Source organism: Microbacterium sp. BR1 (genome assembly GCF_002812725.1).
Classification (GTDB): domain Bacteria; phylum Actinomycetota; class Actinomycetes; order Actinomycetales; family Microbacteriaceae; genus Microbacterium.
The window spans coordinates 333,885-350,275 of the sequence record NZ_NMUN01000004.1 but is presented as its reverse complement, the minus strand read 5'-3'; the positions used below and the strand labels follow the sequence as shown (position 1 = coordinate 350,275).

The window sequence follows — 16,391 nt, the reverse complement described above, 5'->3', positions numbered from 1 at the left end:
ATGGACATATTCCCCGACTTCGGAGCCGTCGGCGGTCAGGCAGAACTGCGCGCCATCGTTGGCGCGCTGCTGACCGTCGTGCTCATCCTCGCCGTGCTCATGCTCGTCATCTGCGCCGCGGTGTGGGCGATCTCGTCGGCGAACGGCAACATCACTTCGGCTGTCCGCGCGCGCACCGGATTCCTCGTCTCCGTCGGAGCTGCCGCACTCGCCGGCCTCGGCGTCACCTGGGTCAACTTCCTGCTCGGAGTCGGCGCTAGCATCTGAACCGGTGGCACCCACGGATTGGGGGACGTCCGCCTGCGGTGCCCGCGTTGGTTGTCTCCGGCCGTCTGTAGGGTGGATTGGAGTCAACCAGAAGGGATGCCGGTGAGTAACGACACCCTTGCTGGAGCCGGGACGGGAGCATCCTCCGCTGACATCGCGGCCGCGAATCCTCCCGGTCAGATCCGCGCAAGAAGCGGCAACCTGTATGTCGAGCTTGCCGCTGACCGCTGGGACTGGGGACGCAAGCAACTCCGCAGCTCCTGCGACGTCCTCGTTCGCCGATACCCCACCCTCGCGGACTCCGCAGGCGCCGAAGGTAAGAGCGTTGAGCAGTTCCTCATGGATGCTATGTTCGCCGACCTGCTGCCAGCCCGACTCGCGCTATCCAAGCTCACGTTCCCGAGCGGGAGCCGCTCGGTGAACATCAATGTCTCTGTCCGTCTGTCTGGTGACGCACGCCCAAACTGGCCACTGCCGAAAGGCGTATCACTCGTCGCCAAGGCGAGCTGGAACCTGTCTGGCACAGATCGAGAAACGCAGCGCGCCTACGGAAATCGAAACCCCTCCCTGACCGTCTTCAGCTTTCACGATGGTCCTGCTGGGGATGCCCGCGATTTCGAGGTCGCACTTGACGTGACCTGCCGCCAGGTAGCTCGAATGGGGCCAGGCGTTCGAAAGGAACGCAACGTTCTGACGGAAGACCTCGCGGCCGCCCTCCCAGCGATCTCAGCAGAGACAGCCGCACGGTTGCAGGATTGGAGCGACTTCCTGGAGTGGAAGCGCCGTCTCATCCAGGCCAACCGCACCGCGGTGCGATACGACTCGCGCCAGGCGGGCGACGACCACCGCTCCGTGACCTTCCGAGTGATTGGAGACGACGAAGCGGCACTCACCCAAGCTATTCGGCGACTCTCGCAGAGCGATGCCCTCGCTGCCTTCGACGTTTCGGTCAGCGAGGACGAGTGGCAGTTCCAGCTCCCGAGCGAGGGCCGCGAGCCGCGCGGGAGCGAGTTGGGCAACGCGAGGCGTACCCGACCGAACATTGTCACCGGAGCGTCCGTAGCCCCAACCTCCCCCTGGAGCAACGCCGCTGCCGCCGAGGTCTCCATTGCGTTCTCGGACGACGCCCTTGCCCGGATCGAACGTAGCGATGATCCAGAGGCCACAGCGCGGAAGGCGCTCGACCGAATCCCGGAAGCTGGCTTCATCGTTCAGAGCGCCGTTCAGGACATGGCACAGGTGAACCGCCAGGACCGCGCGCTGCGAGATCTCAGTGACCAAGGCGGCTTCTCGCCGTACCTGGCGCGCTACATGTTTGACGCAAACGAGGCGAGGCAACCTACTCAGCTCAGCAGTGTTGAGCGGTGGCACAACCCGAGCCTGAACGAGGCCCAGAAGCTCGCAGTGCAGAAGGTTCTCGCGGCCCCGGATCTCTGCCTGATTCAGGGACCACCGGGGACTGGCAAGACCACGGTGATCGCCGAAGCGATCGCTCAGGTGGTCGCGCGCGACGAGACCGTGCTCGTCGCATCTCAGACTCATACCGCAGTCGACAATGCCCTCAGTCGGCTTCCGTTGCACCCGTCAATTCGTGCAGTTCGTCTGACACGCAATGAAGACCGATTGAGCGACGAGGGTCAAGAGTTTCTTAACGAGCGCGCGCTGGGGCGCTACTACCGCTCGTTGAGCACGGAGATCCGGCAGCGAAGGGAAGATGCGGCAGCCGAGCAACGCTTCGCAGCTCAGATGCGCGCGTTCCGAGCAAGGTCTGCACAACTACTCGACGCGCTCCGCACCGCTGAGGCCGCGAGCGCGGAATCCACCGAGACCTACAGGGCAACTCTGGCGAGCTACGCCAAGCAGGTTCAGTCACTCGAAAAGACTGGGGTTCGCCTGCCTGCGCTCAGCCTGACGCCGGAGGATAACTCCAGCCTCGTGGAACTCGATTTGTGGGTCGACCGTCTGCTGACTGCAACTCCGGGACTCAGAGATGTCGCGCGCGCTGCTCTCGAGGACAAGCCCGCGGTGGTTGTGGCCCACAAGTCACCCCGCCGCCTGGAGATTGAGGCGCAACTCGACGTGGTGCTGGAGAAAATGAAGTCGGACAGCACCGCAGTCGCGGAGTACCAGCGGCTCCAATCCGAACTCGGCGGTCTCGAATCCGAAGCCTCCGGCGACACACTCGACACTGCGAGCCTGGCTCGCCTATTCCCGAGTTCTAGCTTGGTCTTCGAAGACCCGCCGAAGGGGTTCCTAGCAGGAGGAAAGAGGGCAAAGCGTCGGAATGCCGCCAGCGAACTGCTCGCAGCAGCCGACTCGATCCCTCGCATGACTCCCCCGATCTATGAGGCTCGTCGCGAGCGTGAGCGAGCACTGTCAGCCATGAAGGGGGCGGAGGCCCGACTGGAACAGGCGCTCGGGGAGGCGGCTTCTCACTTCATCGCACCGTTCGCGGAGTCGCTCGGCATCATCAGCGAAGAGCCACCGAGCACGGCCGACTCTCTCGCCCAAGCCCAGCAGGAAGCAGAGGCGCGGCTTGCCAGCAGGATCGACCGCGCGACTACTCTGGCTGACGAGAGCGCGGCTTGGGGCGACATCCAGGACGAATGGATCGCCGATCTGTCCGATGCCAGCGTGGCCGAGCGGGATTGGGTGGCAATCGGCGACGCCTGGCTAGCCGAGTGCAATGTTGTCGGCATCACCTGCAATGAAAACCCGGCGACGCTAGACGAGCCGGGGCTAACCAGCTTCGATCTCGCCGTGGTTGACGAAGTGAGCAAGGCAACTCCGCTAGAGCTGCTCCTCCCCCTGATGAGAGCGCGACGGTCGGCACTCGTCGGTGACCACAGGCAACTCCCTCCGATGTTCCGAGAGAGCCAGGATGCCGAAGGTCTCCCGGAGCAAGCGGACGAGGACGTGCCCGCCGAAGTCGCGCTGACGCCTGAGAACCTGAAGAAGTACGAGAAGTTCGTCACTGCGTCGCTCTTCCGCACTCACTTCGAGCGTGCGGACGAGTCCATCAAGCAACGGCTCACCGTGCAGCATCGCATGCACCCCGACATCATGGATTCGGTCAACCGCTTCTACGAAGGACAGCTCACGTCTGGGATCGTTGAGCCTGACGTTGCGCGAGCGCACGGGCTCACCATCCGTGGGCGCGGCGACCTTCCAGTGATCGGCCCTGATCAGCACATGGTGTGGATCGACACCACGAACGACGACCGAGGCGCGGAATGGGCTGAGCCGAAGGCGGGCTCTGGCCAGGAGCGCACGAACATCCTCGAAGCGCGACTCATCGTTCGAATGCTCCGAGACATCGACGACGCGATCCTCAGCAGTTCCTCGCGCACAGTCGGCCCGAAGGAGATCGGGATCGTCTCCATGTACCAGGCGCAGGTCCGCACCATCCGTTCGGAGATCAACCGCGAGACGAAGGATCGACCGTTCAAGGCGATCAAGTACGAGCTGAACACCGTCGTGAAGTACCAGGGTAAGGAGAAGCCGATCATCCTCGTGAGCATGGTCCGCAACTTCGGGAGAAGTGCCCCGGCGCGGCGGCGCAGCTCGAGGGCCAACGTCGCACGATTCGAGTACATCAACGTTGCCTTCTCGCGGGCCCAGGAACTGCTTGTGGTGTTCGGCGCGCTCGACACCTTCGCCCCCTATCCGGTGGAGCTGCCACCGATGGACGCCAACGGCACCCCGAGTATCGTCCCCGTGTACCGAGAGATCACAGAGATGGTCGAGCGCAAAGGTGCGATGAAGCAGGCGAGCGCGCTCGGTGACCTGCATGCGGCAGCGGGACAAGGGCGGCGCCAGTGAAGCTCACAACCCTGCACGTCGGCGTTCCGATTTTCTGGCTCCAGGCGTCTGTCGAGCACAGCGTCGTTCGGAAGCCCACCGTCTTCGAGCGCATGATTATGCGGCTGAGCCGAAGAGGCATCGAGAACTCCGCAGTTGGCAGTGCAACGCTCCGCACAGCATTCGAAGACCACCTCGGTGCAAACGGCATACCGCGACTCCTGGAAAGCAGCGCGAACGAGCTGCTACGCCTTGGCATTGTCCGGCGTGCGGACTCATCGAGGAGTGCGTCGATTCTCGACCAGCCGATTCGGACGCTCACGCTGTCCCCGGCCGGTCAGGAGTTCTACAACCGGAATACCCTCCCGAGTCATCCGACGAGGGATGCAGTCGAGTTCTACTACCTACCCTGGTCCAACTCGCTCGTCAACGAGCGGCCGAGCAGACTGGCCGCTTCTCCCCCTGACCTTGCCTTTGATGTTCGCGCGCTCGCGCCACGCGACCCATCGTCTCTTGTTCGTGCAACCCTCACGGAGCAGCCGCCGAGATTCCTTCGCGGCGAGTCGCGCATTGTCAATGTCGAAGCCGACGTCGACGACACGGTTAGCTGGCTGACTCTCAATGTCGATCTGGTGGTCTCAGCCGAGGGATACCTCGAACTTCACGTCGCAGGGAACAAGGCCGCCACGGATTGGCTTACCCAGCTTGAGTCAACCATCGTGCAGGCGACTCTGCTGAAGACAGTCGTCAGTCGAGAAGCGCCCAGCGAGGTGGTCTTCTCCACCGACGAAATGCGCAGTCTCACGAGGTTGGAACTCGTCGAATCCGCGCTTGGTGCTCGCTCCGCTGTAGTCCATCTGCCCGAGTTGCGGACGCGAGTTCGGCTCACGGCGGACTACGCCACGCCGAGCTGGCTACCAGATGAGGATGCAGTGCGTGTCGTGGGCTCGCCCTTGCCTGCCACCCTGCCGGACGGCGTGACGAGCGTGACATTCGACGGTGGCCGTGCGACTTCGGGGCAGCAGACCGGCGCGCTTCCGCTCACATGGGCTGGGCGGCAGGTCTTTGCACTTGTTCGAGCGGACCTTGACGCGGAGGTCTCGGCCGCTCGGTGGAATGCGTTCAGCGAGGAGCTGGCCGCTGATCTGACGCACTCCCCCGACGTCGAAGTTTCCACACTGCCCCTTGCGTGGGGATCGCCCCGTCCACTGCAAGCCCTGGCCAATGGAGGCAACGCAGGCACTCTTGACGAGGTGCTTGGACGAGTGCGTGACTTCGTTTCGGCTGCGCGTGAGGTCGCACCGAACGCACTCTCCAGCCAGGCTCCTGCATTCCTCGACGTGACGGCACGCCTCATTGCCCTGGCGGGCACTCACGAACCACTTGACATAGGCACACTCGGCGGATGGGCAAGGACCGTGAGGAGCGCACTTGGCGAGAGCGCGCGGCTCGACACGGTGCTTTCGCCTCTGCTGGCTCGTGTCAGTGAGCCGGGCTCCGTCGTCGAGATGCGGGAGGTAATCCAGCTCGGCCGACTTGCGGGTTCATTGCCAGCGCAGCTCTTCAGTGCACCCGTGAGAGCCACGCTCCTCGCCGACTTGTGGCATGACCCATCGGAGGGCCTCGGTGATTCGGTGCCAGACGCACTCCAACCAATCGCCAGGTTCGCAGCGGCACAGACGGAGCTTGACGATGCGCTGGGACGACAGAACGCCGCGCTTGCGAACGGCAGCGGTGCGTTGGCATCCACAGCATCAACGGGGGCCGCTCTCCAGGCCGCCGAACGGTGGCTCCATGCGGTGGACGATCCCGAGTTGGCTCGTTCTGTCGACGAACAGCTACCGGACGGGCTGGTGGCGCTTCGAGCGGGTGTCCTGAAATGGAGGGAGATCGCGACCGCAAATATGGCAGCCTCCCTGTCTCCGGGGCAGGATGCATTGGTGTTCGACTCCAACTCGCTTCTCGACGACCCCGAATGCCTCCGCCATCTAGGGTCCGAAAGGGTCGGCGTCATACCTAACCGCGTCGTTCAAGAGCTAGACGGGCTAAAGCGCAGCACGAACGAGGACACTGCTCGGCGTGCGCGAGCCGCGCATCGAACTGTCGACGAGGCGCGGCAGCTCGGCGTGTTGCGCTTTGAGTCCGCCCGCCCGGCACTGATTCCCTCCGACCTGGGCTCGGTTGACGAACCAGACAACCAGATACTGTCCGTCGCTATCGCCTACAGCAGGGGCAACGTCATCCTTGTCACGAAGGACAACAACCTCCGCGCCAAGGCGCAAGCAACTGGGGTGCCAGCAAGGACTTGGCCTGAGATTCGTGAAGCACGAGGGGAACACCCATGAGCCGTCGAGCGTCGTTCAACTATTCGCGAGCGCTGGATGCTGCCGCGCTGGCTGCGCGGGCGGCTCAATCGGCAGCGGCGGACGCCGCAAAGAGAGCGGAAGCGGAACGTCGCCACGCAGAGTGGGCCGCGCGCTCAGCGTCCATCACCAGGCAGCACCTCGATCGCTACCAGGCGATCTTGGATGACATCCGCAACCAGGGGCTCGACGCCTACGTTAGCGACGACTTCGAGACCGCAGAGGGAATGATTGCCCATGCCAGGACGCTGAGCGCGTCGGACCCTGCCAGGGCCAAGGCGCTGAGTCAGTCAATTGGCCCAATCGTCGGCCCGCTCCCGCGCGCCGCGCGCCAGCAGCGGGGCGAGAGCCGCGCAGCGGAGCACCAGCGCCAGACGAACAGCGGGGCGGGCGGGCGTCCAGCGCCCCCCGACCTGAACGAACGGCCACTAGCACCAGCCGAGAGCGCACTGGAGACTGCCTGGCGCGAAACACTGGACGGATGGACGGACCACTACACCCGTGATCTCGTCTACACCGAACTCGCGGCACTCCGCCAGTCGCTCGATACCGACGGCAGCCCGACGACGCCAGCGGACGTCATCGCCTCGCTGGGAGCGCTGCGTGCCAGGGCCGAATCGGAGGCTGCGAGCCTGAGACGGGCCGAAGCCGAGGTCGAAGAGATGCAGCGGTCGCTTGCCGCAGAGGCACCCGAGCCGAGCCTCGACGTCCCTGATACCGAGGATGAGGACGCTTCGACGTTTGACGATCCCGAGGAGTCGCGGCGTGAGGCAGTTCGCGGCGTGATGGGCGCACTGGAGGATGCCGGATTCCAGGTCGAGAATCCTCGACTCATTCAGCTCTCCCCGGACAGCAACGAAGTCGTCGTCGTCGGAACACGGGCCAGCGGTGCCAGCGCAACATTCAGCCTCACGCTTGACGGGAAACTTGAGTACGACTTCTCGGGATACAAGGGATCGACCTGCGACGCCGACATCGACGCGGTTGTGCCCGCCCTCCAGGAGATCTACGGCATCCAACTCACGGAGGAGGTTGTCGCCTGGCGCAATCCCGACGATCAGGATGCCGCCGCGCGGCCACAACCGGGAAGGACAAATCGAGCATGAGTACCCAGGCGACACTGTGGCACGCCGCGCTGAGTCGTGAGATTCGGGTACGGCGCGGCGTGGTGCTCTTCGGCAATGTCCGGGATATCACCCGCGACCCACAGGGTCGTCGCGGCCCGATCAGCGTGATGGACGCGACCGTCGACGTGCTGAAAGCGGGCGGTTACCGCCAGGTGATCCTCTGGGATCGGGTCAACGGTGTCCAGGGCGTCTCCGCTGCGCAGTGGCGTGATGTTGTGTCGGCCGCGACACCTGCACAGCCCAGCCAGGATGGCGAAGCCTACGATGCCGGTGCCCGACCTCAGCGCGCCCCGTCGGGCAGGATCGCCGCCGATCCAATTGAGTTTCTCAATGTCGTTGCCAATGCCGTCAAGTCCGAGACGGCAGACGCCCCGGCGTTCGTCCTCGACTGGACCGAGTACATGTTCGGCGAGCCGAACAACCTGCCAGCCGGTGAGCGCGACTGGCTGACTCTACTTGGCAAGGCGACACGCGATGCGCCGCTTGCGGGAACGGCAGCTACGTCACGCCCGCCAGTGGTCGTGCTGGTATGCAACGGCTTGGCAGTCCTCCCACCCGCCCTGTACGTCAACAATCCCGACTGGGCGACAGTCAACGTCCCGCTCCCCAATCGCGAGCAGCGCGAGGAAGCGATCCTCGGTCTGGGGACGGCGCTTCAGGTCACTACTCAGGTTGCTCCGAACACTCGCGGACTCACAGATCTGGTCGACGCGCTCGACGGGCTCACGATCAAAGACATCCACAACATCGCCGCGCTCTCCGGCAACCAACGAGGTTTGAGCGCCGAGTCGCTGGTCAGCCTGTACAAGTTCGGCGAGCACACGAGCCCGTGGGAACAACTGAATCGAGACAAGCTGCGCACCACGACGCAGACGCTCCGGGAACGGGTGAAGGGCCAGGACCGGGCAATCGAAGCCGTGAACAAGGTGCTGATCCGCGCCTACACCGGGCTCTCTGGCCTTCAGCATTCGCGGAAGCAGCGCACCCCCAAGGGCGTCCTGTTCTTCGTCGGCCCCACAGGGGTCGGCAAGACCGAGCTAGCGAAGTCCCTCGCCCAGTTCCTCTTCGGCGACGAGGAAGCGTGCATTCGCTTCGATATGTCCGAGTACAACCACGAGCACGCCGACCAGCGGCTCGTCGGCGCGCCGCCTGGCTACGTCGGCTTCGAGGAGGGCGGGCAGCTCACCAACGCTGTCAAGAAGCGGCCATTCTCGGTTCTGCTGTTCGACGAGATCGAAAAGGCCCACGGGCGAATCCTCGACAAGTTCCTCCAGATCCTCGAAGACGGCAGGCTTACGGATGGCCGCGGCGAGACTGTGCAGTTCGCCGACACCTTCATCGTGTTCACGTCCAACATCGGGGCTGCTGAAGTGAACCGCCGCTCGCCGAACGTCCGAGACGAGTTCATCGAGCGCGTCCGCGATCACTTTGTCGAACACCTTCACCGGCCAGAGCTCCTGGGACGGATCGGGGAGGCCAACATCATTCCCTTCGACTTCATCGACAACGACGACTTCCTCGTGCAGATCGCTCGCTCGAAGCTCACACCCCTGCGCCTGCGGCTCCAGGAGAAGTGGGGCATCCGTGACATCAAGTTCGATGATGAGGTGCGGGCGCTCACAGCGGTGGTATCCACAATGGACCACACCGCGGGCGGTCGCGGCGTGCTTGCGGCGCTGTCTGAGCGAATCATCGACCCGCTTGCCACGTTCCTCTTCGAGAACCTGGCGTCGCCGCTCGATGCAGACGGTCGCACCCTCCGCGTCTCGCAGCTCAGCGATGGGCCGGAGTTCGGATTCCAATTGGTGCAATGAGCTGGATCAACCTCGCATCCTGGCTGCCCGCGACCGAGGCCGAAGGCCCCGGTCGCCGAGCGGCACTTTGGGTTCAGGGCTGCCAGTTTCTCTGCCCAGGCTGCTGCAATCCGAACTTCCTGCGCATCGCGCCTCGGGAACTCGTCTCATCGGAGTCTCTCCTCGAACGACTGATGGATGCGAAGACTCGGTTCGACATAGAGGGCGTTACTCTGCTGGGCGGTGAACCCATGCTCCAGGCGCAAGGGCTCGCCGAGTTCGCGGCCGGTGCCCAACTATTGGATCTGTCCGTGATGGTGTTCTCGGGCTACACCCTTGCCGAGCTTCGCAGCGACCCGCTCCCCGGAACCGAAGCACTCCTGAGCCACACCGATGTGCTCGTCGACGGCCGCTACATCGCCGAGCTGCCGGAGACTGAGCGCGCCTGGGCCGGGTCGAGTAATCAGGTGTTCCACTACCTCACCGACCGATACGACAGCTCCATTGAGCGAACGAGCGACGGTCGGCAAAGAGTCGAGATTCGCCTGAGCAACGACGGGCGTATGGACGTGAACGGGTGGCCCGCAGACTCACCTACTCGCGGCCACCCAAGGGCGCATCGCCCCATGTCGTAGACCCCATCGTGCTGGGCCGGTGACGCGCCACGGGTCAGTGCCGCGGCCCTCTCCTGGAGTGCAGCTTTCGAGATCAACGCTGCTTCGGCCCGTCCCTCGCACTGTCGGGCAATCGGCAGGCGGATCGAGCTGTCGCAGGTCGGCGTCCACGACGACGTGGAAGCGTAACCGGGACTGCGTGCGCACCTGACTAGCGAGAAACCTTCTCCCGCCAGTCCCAAGGAGCACACAGTGATCGACATCGACCCCAATACCGACGGGTTGCCCGGCATCGAACAGCTTCGTGTCATCGTCGGCGCGGCCATGACGGTGGGGCTCATCCTCGCTGTCCTCGCCCTCATCATCTCGGCCGTGGTCTGGGGCTACGGGGCGAACAGCTCGAATCCGCACCTCGCCAGCCGGGGCAAGGTCGGCGTGCTCGTCTCGTGCGGCGCGGCCATCATCTGCGGGGCATCCGTCACCCTGGTCAACTTCTTCTGGAACGTCGGCCAGTCGGTCTAGCACCACGACCGAGTTGAGATGGCTGAGCCGATGAGTGTTTGTGATGTGCCCGTCATCGCGTCAGTGTGCGATGCCGTGGGTGAGGGAACTGCGTCGCTCATCTCCGCGCCGTTCGACTGGCTTGCGCAGGCAATGGGGCAGGCCGCCGCCTGGCTGTTCGAGAGCGTGTGGGCGGTGTTCGACTCGACCACGCTCGTCGACGTGACCGGAAGCCAGTACGTCTCGGTCTATAACGTGCTGTTCGGGGTGGCGATCTTCGTCATGCTCGTCTTCTTCTGCCTCCAGCTCATCACCGGGCTCGTGCATCGAGATCCGATGGCACTGTCGCGCGCGGGCGTGGGACTTGCCAAGTCGGTGCTCGGATCGTTCGTCACCATCACCCTCACCGCGACCCTGTTGGAGGTCACCGATCAGCTCACCATCGGCATCGTGCAGGCGACTGGCAACACGATGGAAGGCATCGGTGACCGCATGGCACTGCTCGCCGCTGGGTTGACGACGATCAACATCGCCTCGCCCGGCGTCGGTGCGATCATCACGATCTTCCTTGCCGGGCTCGGCATCGCGGGTGCGGGCATCGTGTGGTTCACGCTGCTTATCCGTAAGGCGCTTCTGCTGGTCGCCATTGTCTTCGCGCCCATCGCACTCGCCGGGTTCACCTGGGATGCCGCGAAGGGTTGGTTCGGACGCTGGGCGGCGTTCGTCGTGGCGCTCATCTTCTCGAAGCTCGTCATCGTCGTCGTGCTCCTGGTCGCCATTGGGCAGATCAGCGCTCCCATCGACCTCGACCTCGCCTCGATCAGTGACCCGATCTCGGGCGTCGTGCTGATGTTCATCGCCGCGTTCGCGCCGTACCTGACGTACAAGTTCATCTCGTTCGTGGGCTTCGACATGTACCACGCGATGTCGAGCGAGCAGGAAGCGAAGTCGGCGCTCAACCGGCCCGTCCCGCTGCCGGTCAAGGCCCAGCCGAACGCGGCAAAGTCCGTCCTCGGAGGGCAAAGCGGCGCGAGAGGCGGGACTCCTCCCGCACCGAGCACAGCTCCCGCTGCAAGTGGCGCAGCAGGCGGCGCTGCGGGCGCAGGTGGCGGGGCGGCCGCTTCCGGCGGCGGAGCGGCGGCGTCGGGAGGCGCGGCAGGTGCCGGGGCAGCAGCGGCCGGCCCCGCGGCCGCAGCCGTCGTCGGAGCGCAGGTCGTCAAAGCCGCGGCGACGACTGGGCCGAAAGTCGGTGCCGCGGTCGGCGGCGCAGCAGCCGGGCACGCAGAGACATCCACGCCGCCGATACCCGTAGCGCCAAGGAAGGGGTAGAACATGGCCACCCAGCACTCCCCGGCTCCCGAGCAGCAGCTCTCCCCCGTGCAGTTCTCCCGACTCGCGCACCGTGGCATCCTGCTCGGACTGTCGATCTCGCAGTTGATCGTGTTGGGCATCGGCGTGGTCACCGTCGTCGCCACGATCTACACGGGCGGTGGCATGGGGCTGGTCTGGACATCCCCGATCTGGCTCAGCTGCCTGCTGCTCGCGGTCGTCCCCGTGGGCGGGCGCAAGCTCGTGGACTGGCTGCCCATCGTGTCGCGCTGGATGTGGCGGAGCACCGCAGGGCAGTTGATCTTCCGCCGCCGCGTCATCAAGCCGCGTCCGGTCGGCACGCTCGCGCTCCCCGGCGATGCGACCGCGCTGCGCGAATGGGTCGATCCCGAGACGGGCGCGGCGATGGTGCACGACCCCCACGCTCAGACCCTGACCGCAGTGCTGGGGGTGACGCACCCGGCGTTCGTGCTGCTCGATCCGAGCGAGCAGGAGCGGCGGATCTACGGCTGGGGTCGGGTGCTCGCGACCGCGTGCCGCTCGGGCCGGATCGCCCGGCTCCAGGTCTGCGAGCGGACGCTACCGGACTCAGGCACGGGGCTCGCCGAATGGTGGGCCAGGCACGGCACCGACGATGAATCCTGGCCTGCGACCACCTACCGGGAGCTGATCGAGCGTGCCGGGCCGACCGGCGAGCGCCATGCGACGACCATCTCGATTGCGCTCGATATGAACGCCTCGGGGCGACAGATCCGCTCAGCGGGCGGCGGCATCCGTGGAGCTGCCGCCGTGCTGCGTCAGGAGATGACCACGCTCGTCACAGCGCTGCGAGCTGCGGACCTCGCCACGACCGGCTGGCTCGCGCCCGGCGAGGTCGCTGTCATCCTGCGCTCCGCCTACGACCCAGCTGCCGCGCCCGCGCTGGAGCGGCACGCCGACATCGGGCGTTCCCTCGCCACCGCGGGGCCGGTCGCGGTGACCGAGAGCTGGGATCGCGTGCGCACCGACTCCGCGCACCACACCGTGCTTTGGCTCTCCGAGTGGCCGCGCTCGCAGGTGTTCCCTGGATTCCTCGCCCCGTTGCTGCTCACCTCCGGCGTGCAGCGGTCGTTCTCGCTCATTTGCACGCCAGTTCGCGCCGACATCGCGGCTCGCGACCTGCGGAAGAAAAAGGTCGGCCTGCTCTCCGACGCAACCCAACGCGCGAAGATCGGGCAGGTCGAGGACGCCTCGCGCACGGCTGAGTACCAGGACGTGCTACAGCAGGAGTCCGACCTCACCGCGGGGCACGGCGTGCTCCGCTACACCGGCCTCATCTCCGTCTCCGCGCCCACGGTCGATGAGCTGGATGCCGCCATCGCCGCCATCGAGCAAGCCGCGGTCCAGGCGTCCTGCGAAACGCGCAGACTCGTCGGCCAGCAAGCCACCGCATTCGCCGTCGCCGCGCTCCCGCTCTGTCGAGACGTGTGAGGACGCGCGCGCTGCGTCCCCTCTCGCCGATCAGGTCATAGTCACTCGGCCGGACGCACGAGCAAAGTCGCGGATGGGTCGACGCCCTCTGCCCAGGCTAGAGTCGGCAGGTCGGCGCCATCGAGACCCGCCAGTTGCAGAGCCGCCTGCCCAGACAGATGGGCCGAGCTAATCGACTGTCCGTTCGCCACCGCGGCGTAGAACTGCGCCGCGTAGCTGATCGCGTCACCGTCTTCAATCTCGTCTGCCATGCCAATCGCGAACGGAACAATGTCGGCAACGAGGGCGTCAAGCTGACCAGCAGACCGGCAGGAGTTCAGAAGAACGAGCAAGGGCGGGTCGTCCGTTGCATTGATCGCGGCAGCGAAGGCGCGCGCGCTCACGATCACACCCTCGTGGGGCATATCGGTTTCGTCTTCGAAGACGATCAAGTCCTCGTTGCTGTGGCCGGAGAAGTGAACGACGTGCGGGCGGAACTTCGTGATGCCATCAAGCAGATCGGCCGTCGTTGCAGCAGGACGGACATCCAGGTCAACCAAGTCACGATGAAGCGCCGACTCGACCGCTGCACGAATCCGCTTCTGCTCACGCCCCACGCGCAGATCGCCTTCCGACGATGCGCCGAGCATCAGCACGCGGAGCTTCTCAGGCTTCGGGGCAGGAAGCTCACGAATGACTTGCGAGACGGCGGACTCCGTGGCGCTCAGCCGCCGCTCGAGCACGGCGCGCTGTGCCGCGGCTTGCCGATCCGCACGCTGTTGCTCCAGCTTGCGTCTACGTTCAGCGGCGTTGCTTTCGGATGCTTCTGCCCGTGCGAGCTTGTCGGCAAGCGCCATCTCCTCCTTGGCATAGCCGGCCGCACGCGACTGCCATCGACTCGCCTCCTTACCTGCCACGGCAGCCTCCGATTCCTTCCTTTCGGCTTCACGCAGCTTGGATTGGATGGTGCTGGAGCTCTTCGACTTGCTGGCCGCGGCACGAGCTGCCGCGGACTCAGCTCGCTTCTTCGATTCCTTCCCGCGGTACTCTCCAGCCTTCTTCTCCGCGTCGATCCGCTGCTTCCGCTTGCGCTCAAGTTGGCCGCGGTAGGTGCTTGCGCTCATGCTCTTCCTCACGACAGGTCGTCGGATCGACCGTAGCCTCGACCTCCGACGTCGGGGATACCGTGCGCACCTTCCTGGCAGATCGAGACGCGAGGGAGACGAGATGCCGACGTTCAGCAACCCTGTGGAGGACGCCGCAGACGCCCGCGAGTCGGTGCGGGCGCTCGCGCACGCGAGCCGCGCGTTCCGCGACCCCGCGGACACCTATCAGGTGGTCGGCGAGCTACTCGGGACGCTGCGCTCGCTGGAGCAAGTGCTGGAGCAGGTCGCGGCGGCGCACGTCCGGGACCAAGGCAGGGCGTTCCTCGACAACGGCGACCGCAGCGGGGGGCTCATTGAGGCCGATTCCGCCGCTCGCGCGCTCCGTCGCGCCGCAGCCGCCATCGGGCAAGCCGAACGCGCCGTGGATGAGGCGTCACAGCGCTCGGGCCGGATCGCGTGGCATCCGGCACCCGTCGGCGACGAGCCGGGGCTCGACCCGTTCTCCCGCGATCCGTTCGATGGTCCTCCGCTCAACTCTCGGCGAGGGCTGTCACTATGAGCCCCGACGACCGCGAGCGCCTGCACACCGCGGTTCTGCTCGATCCGGCAGGCGAGCGCCGCGCAGCACGAAAGGCTCGGCGGAGAGCGGCGAGCAAGATCGAGGCCGCCGACCGCAAGGCGCAGCAGGACCGGGCGCGCGCGGAGTGGCAGGGGGAACGTGAAGCGCGGCGCGCGACGACGTACCTCCCGACCTCCGGCGAAGCCCGCCCCGCGGCGCTCCGCACGCCGGGCCGGTTCCGGTTGCCGCGCCACCAGGACACGAGTGCGACGCTGGCCGGGGCATACCCGTTCCTGGCCGAGGGCGGGCTCGGCTCGGCTGGAGTGTTCGTCGGTCAGAATCTCTACAGCGGCGCGTCGTTCGTCTACGACCCTTGGGTGCTCTACGCGCAGGGCATCATCACCGCGCCAAACATCGTGCTCGCGGGCATCGTAGGTTCGGGCAAGTCCTCGCTCGCCAAGAGCCTCTACACCCGATCCATTCCGTTCGGTCGGCGGGTCTACGTCCCCGGCGATCCCAAGGGCGAGCACACCGCCGTTGCGCAAGCGGTCGGCGGGCGCGCGATCATGCTCGGCCACGGGATGTCCACGCGCCTGAACCCGCTCGATGAGGGGCATCGTCCTTCAGGCCTCAGTGACGCCGAGTGGCAGAGCCAGGTGACCTCGCGGCGGCGTGACCTGATCGGCGCGCTCGCCGAGACCGTGCTTGACCGCGGGCTCACACCGCTGGAGCACACGGCCGTCGACATCGCGCTCGCGGATGCGGTGCGCTCGGCCGAGGTGCCGATCCTCCCAATGGTGGTCGACCGCATCCTGGCTCCGCACGCTGAAGACGGCGACGGAAGGCTTGCCGAGGACGGGCGTCTCGTCGGCCACGCGCTGCGGCGGCTGGTGGCCGGTGACCTCGCCGGTCTGTTCGACGGCCCGAGCACCGTGCGCTTCGACCCATCGCTGCCGATGGTGTCGCTCGACCTGTCTCGGGTTGCCGAGAATTCGACGCTCATCTCCGTGCTTATGACGTGCTCATCGGCGTGGATGGAATCGGCGCTGCTCGACCCGGCAGGCGGACAGCGGTGGGTCGTGTACGACGAAGCATGGAGGCTCATGTCGCACCCGGCGCTGCTGCGCCGCATGGACGCGCAATGGCGGCTCGCGCGGCACTACGGCATCGCCAATCTGCTCATCTTCCACAAGCTCAGCGACCTCGACAACGTGGGCGACCAGGGCTCGGCCATGCGCGCCCTCGCCTCGTCCCTGCTCGCCAACGCCGAGACGCGGGTCATCTACCGGCAGGAGAGCGATCAACTCGGCGCGACCGCGCAGGCCCTCGGACTCACCGGCACCGAGCAAGGGCTGCTGCCGGGTCTCGGGACCGGGCAGGGACTGTGGAGGATCAAGAACCGCTCGTTCGTCGTCCAGCACCAGCTCCACCCCGCCGAACTTGCGATGTACGAGACAGGCCAGAAGGCCAGAGGAGCATGAG

At 65.7% G+C, this 16,391-nt stretch carries 12 protein-coding genes; 11 read left to right on the top strand and 1 reads right to left on the bottom strand.

Translation table 11 applies throughout. The annotated features are described in order from the left end of the window. From CGU35_RS05860 to CGU35_RS05820, 9 genes are all read left to right on the top strand, one after another. Complete coding sequence (locus CGU35_RS05860) at positions 1–267, top strand: DUF6112 family protein (protein WP_100810646.1); 267 nt, start codon at positions 1–3, stop codon at positions 265–267. 102 nt (positions 268–369) lie between these two features. Next, positions 370–4,089, top strand: a complete 3,720-nt coding sequence (locus tag CGU35_RS05855; protein WP_198519528.1) for a DEAD/DEAH box helicase — start codon at positions 370–372, stop codon at positions 4,087–4,089. After that, positions 4,086–6,413, top strand: coding sequence for a PIN domain-containing protein (locus CGU35_RS05850; protein ID WP_100810644.1), 2,328 nt, complete (start codon positions 4,086–4,088; stop codon positions 6,411–6,413). Before CGU35_RS05855 ends, CGU35_RS05850 begins: the two co-directional genes overlap by 4 nt. Positions 6,414–6,592: 179 nt before the next feature. Further along, positions 6,593–7,537 carry a hypothetical protein gene (locus CGU35_RS05845; protein WP_157813909.1) on the top strand — a complete coding sequence of 315 codons (945 nt, stop codon included), beginning with the start codon at positions 6,593–6,595 and terminating at the stop codon, positions 7,535–7,537. Continuing rightward, positions 7,534–9,372, top strand: a complete 1,839-nt coding sequence (locus CGU35_RS05840) for an AAA family ATPase (RefSeq protein WP_100810642.1) — start codon at positions 7,534–7,536, stop codon at positions 9,370–9,372. Before CGU35_RS05845 ends, CGU35_RS05840 begins: the two co-directional genes overlap by 4 nt. Beyond that, complete coding sequence (locus CGU35_RS05835) at positions 9,369–9,986, top strand: 4Fe-4S single cluster domain-containing protein (protein WP_100810641.1); 618 nt, start codon at positions 9,369–9,371, stop codon at positions 9,984–9,986. Before CGU35_RS05840 ends, CGU35_RS05835 begins: the two co-directional genes overlap by 4 nt. Before the next feature lie 231 nt (positions 9,987–10,217). Next, positions 10,218–10,487, top strand: coding sequence for a DUF6112 family protein (locus CGU35_RS05830; RefSeq protein WP_045246597.1), 270 nt, complete (start codon positions 10,218–10,220; stop codon positions 10,485–10,487). A 30-nt stretch (positions 10,488–10,517) separates the two neighbouring features. Continuing rightward, positions 10,518–11,795, top strand: a complete 1,278-nt coding sequence (locus CGU35_RS18335) for a conjugal transfer protein TrbL (protein ID WP_181003387.1) — start codon at positions 10,518–10,520, stop codon at positions 11,793–11,795. Between the two features lie 3 nt (positions 11,796–11,798). After that, positions 11,799–13,265: an SCO6880 family protein gene (locus CGU35_RS05820; RefSeq protein WP_100810639.1), complete on the top strand. Its 1,467-nt coding sequence runs from the start codon at positions 11,799–11,801 to the stop codon at positions 13,263–13,265. A 41-nt stretch (positions 13,266–13,306) separates the two neighbouring features. Here CGU35_RS05820 and CGU35_RS05815 read toward each other — a convergent pair whose 3' ends face one another. Then, positions 13,307–14,368 carry a hypothetical protein gene (locus tag CGU35_RS05815; RefSeq protein ID WP_100810638.1) on the bottom strand — a complete coding sequence of 354 codons (1,062 nt, stop codon included), beginning with the start codon at positions 14,366–14,368 and terminating at the stop codon, positions 13,307–13,309. A 103-nt stretch (positions 14,369–14,471) separates the two neighbouring features. Between CGU35_RS05815 and CGU35_RS05810 the strand changes: the two genes are divergently transcribed. Together CGU35_RS05810 and CGU35_RS05805 are read left to right on the top strand one after the other, a co-directional pair. Beyond that, positions 14,472–14,909, top strand: a complete 438-nt coding sequence (locus CGU35_RS05810) for a hypothetical protein (RefSeq protein WP_103663115.1) — start codon at positions 14,472–14,474, stop codon at positions 14,907–14,909. Then, positions 14,906–16,390 (top strand): ATP-binding protein, encoded by a 1,485-nt coding sequence (locus CGU35_RS05805; protein WP_100810636.1) that lies wholly within the window; start codon positions 14,906–14,908, stop codon positions 16,388–16,390. Before CGU35_RS05810 ends, CGU35_RS05805 begins: the two co-directional genes overlap by 4 nt. Position 16,391: the final 1 nt, after the last annotated feature.

Excerpts from the sequence above, each read along its gene's own strand:
- CGU35_RS05860 (WP_100810646.1), top strand. The coding sequence starts at position 1 with ATGGACATATTCCCCGACTTCGGAGCCGTCGGCGGTCAGGCAGAACTG.
- CGU35_RS05840 (WP_100810642.1), top strand. The coding sequence starts at position 7,534 with ATGAGTACCCAGGCGACACTGTGGCACGCCGCGCTGAGTCGTGAGATT.
- CGU35_RS05835 (WP_100810641.1), top strand. The coding sequence starts at position 9,369 with ATGAGCTGGATCAACCTCGCATCCTGGCTGCCCGCGACCGAGGCCGAA.
- CGU35_RS18335 (WP_181003387.1), top strand. The coding sequence starts at position 10,518 with ATGAGTGTTTGTGATGTGCCCGTCATCGCGTCAGTGTGCGATGCCGTG.
- CGU35_RS05820 (WP_100810639.1), top strand. The coding sequence starts at position 11,799 with ATGGCCACCCAGCACTCCCCGGCTCCCGAGCAGCAGCTCTCCCCCGTG.
- CGU35_RS05815 (WP_100810638.1), bottom strand. The coding sequence starts at position 14,368 with ATGAGCGCAAGCACCTACCGCGGCCAACTTGAGCGCAAGCGGAAGCAG.
- CGU35_RS05810 (WP_103663115.1), top strand. The coding sequence starts at position 14,472 with ATGCCGACGTTCAGCAACCCTGTGGAGGACGCCGCAGACGCCCGCGAG.
- CGU35_RS05805 (WP_100810636.1), top strand. The coding sequence starts at position 14,906 with ATGAGCCCCGACGACCGCGAGCGCCTGCACACCGCGGTTCTGCTCGAT.